General features: G+C 52.7%; 1 rRNA gene. It reads right to left on the reverse strand.

Annotated features, from left to right (window positions below):
- Nucleotides 1-12 precede the first annotated feature (12 nt).
- Nucleotides 13-2,894: ribosomal RNA gene (locus U4Y91_RS36430) — 23S ribosomal RNA — on the reverse strand.
- Between the last annotated feature and the right edge of the window lie 18 nt (nt 2,895-2,912).

Genomic DNA, 2,912 nt, shown 5'->3' on the forward strand with positions numbered 1-2,912 from the left:
CAGACTTGTTATAGGATCAAGCCTTACGGGCAATTAGTATCAGTTAGCTGAACGCATTACTGCGCTTACACACCTGACCTATCAACGTCCTGGTCTCGAACGACCCTTCAAGGGGATCTAGTCCCCAGGGATATCTCATCTTAAGGCGAGTTTCCCGCTTAGATGCTTTCAGCGGTTATCTCTTCCGAACATAGCTACCCGGCGATGCCACTGGCGTGACAACCGGTACACCAGAGGTTCGTCCACTCCGGTCCTCTCGTACTAGGAGCAGCCCCCTTCAAATATCCAACGCCCACGGCAGATAGGGACCAAACTGTCTCACGACGTTTTAAACCCAGCTCACGTACCTCTTTAAATGGCGAACAGCCATACCCTTGGGACCGGCTACAGCCCCAGGATGAGATGAGCCGACATCGAGGTGCCAAACACCGCCGTCGATATGAACTCTTGGGCGGTATCAGCCTGTTATCCCCAGAGTACCTTTTATCCGTTGAGCGATGGCCCTTCCATACAGAACCACCGGATCACTATGACCTGCTTTCGCACCTGCTCGACTTGTCGGTCTCGCAGTTAAGCACGCTTATGCCATTGCACTATCAGCACGATTTCCGACCGTACCTAGCGTACCTTCGTACTCCTCCGTTACGCTTTGGGAGGAGACCGCCCCAGTCAAACTGCCTACCATGCACTGTCCCCGACCCGGATCACGGGCCAAGGTTAGAACCTCAAACAAACCAGGGTGGTATTTCAAGGACGGCTCCACCGAAACTAGCGTTCCGGTTTCATAGCCTCCCACCTATCCTACACAGATCGGTTCAAAGTCCAATGCAAAGCTACAGTAAAGGTTCATGGGGTCTTTCCGTCTAGCCGCGGGTAGATTGCATCATCACAAACACTTCAACTTCGCTGAGTCTCGGGAGGAGACAGTGTGGCCATCGTTACGCCATTCGTGCAGGTCGGAACTTACCCGACAAGGAATTTCGCTACCTTAGGACCGTTATAGTTACGGCCGCCGTTTACCGGGACTTCAATCAAGAGCTTGCACCCCATCATTTAATCTTCCGGCACCGGGCAGGCGTCACACCCTATACGTCCACTTTCGTGTTTGCAGAGTGCTGTGTTTTTATTAAACAGTCGCAGCCACCAGTTTATTGCAACCCCTTCACCCTTTGCCCGCAGGGGCATCAAGCTACAAGGGCGTACCTTATCCCGAAGTTACGGTACCAATTTGCCGAGTTCCTTCTCCCGAGTTCTCTCAAGCGCCTTAGAATACTCATCTCGCCCACCTGTGTCGGTTTGCGGTACGGTCATCGTTAGACTGAAGCTTAGAGGCTTTTCTTGGAACCACTTCCAATTGCTTCGCTCCCTAAGGAGCTCGCGCCACACCCTTGAATTACGCACCCGGATTTGCCTAAGTGCCTTCTCCAATGCAGCGACCGGGACTTCCAACACCCGGACAACCTTCCGCGATCCGTCCCCCCATCGCATCTAACAATGGTGCAGGAATATTGACCTGCTTCCCATCAGCTACGCATTTCTGCCTCGCCTTAGGGGCCGACTCACCCTACGCCGATGAACGTTGCGTAGGAAACCTTGGGCTTACGGCGAGGGGGCCTTTCACCCCCTTTATCGCTACTCATGTCAGCATTCGCACTTCCGATACCTCCAGCACGCTTTTCAACGCACCTTCGCAGGCTTACGGAACGCTCTCCTACCATGCGTGCAAAGCACGCATCCGCAGCTTCGGTATATAGCTTAGCCCCGTTACATCTTCCGCGCAGGACGACTCGATCAGTGAGCTATTACGCTTTCTTTAAAGGGTGGCTGCTTCTAAGCCAACCTCCTGACTGTTTTAGCCTTCCCACTTCGTTTCCCACTTAGCTATATTTGGGGACCTTAGCTGGCGGTCTGGGTTGTTTCCCTCTTGACACCGGACGTTAGCACCCGATGTCTGTCTCCCGTGATTGCACTCTTCGGTATTCGGAGTTTGCTATGGCGGGGTAATCTGCAATAGACCCCCCAACCATGACAGTGCTCTACCCCCGAAGGTGAGACACGAGGCACTACCTAAATAGTTTTCGGAGAGAACCAGCTATTTCCAAGTTTGTTTAGCCTTTCACCCCTATCCACAGCTCATCCCCTAACTTTTCAACGTTAGTGGGTTCGGACCTCCAGTACGTGTTACCGCACCTTCATCCTGGCCATGGATAGATCACTTGGTTTCGGGTCTACGCCCAGCAACTGAACGCCCTATTCGGACTCGCTTTCGCTACGCCTGCCCTATACGGTTAAGCTTGCTACTGAACGTAAGTCGCTGACCCATTATACAAAAGGTACGCCGTCACCCCTTACGAGGCTCCGACTGTTTGTATGCATGCGGTTTCAGGATCTATTTCACTCCCCTCCCGGGGTTCTTTTCGCCTTTCCCTCACGGTACTGGTTCACTATCGGTCGATCACGAGTATTTAGCCTTGGAGGATGGTCCCCCCATCTTCAGACAGGATTTCACGTGTCCCGCCCTACTTGTCGCACACCTAGTTCTTTCGTACTGCTTTCGCCTACAGGGCTATCACCTGCTATGGCCGCACTTTCCAGAGCGTTCGGCTAACAATATAAATAAAGAGTGCAAGGCTCATCCCATTTCGCTCGCCACTACTTTGGGAATCTCGGTTGATTTCTTTTCCTGCGGTTACTTAGATGTTTCAGTTCACCGCGTTCGCTTCGCATGGCCTATGTATTCAGCCATGGATACTCCAAAAGGAGTGGGTTTCCCCATTCGGACATCTACGGATCAAAGCTTGTTTGCCAGCTCCCCGTAGCTTTTCGCAGGCTACCGCGTCCTTCATCGCCTGTGATCGCCAAGGCATCCACCACATGCACTTGTTCGCTTGACCCTATAACGAGTCTGTCTC

Origin of the sequence: Burkholderia sp. BCC1993, from assembly GCF_905339865.1 — a bacterium.
Taxonomy (GTDB): Bacteria; Pseudomonadota; Gammaproteobacteria; order Burkholderiales; family Burkholderiaceae; genus Burkholderia.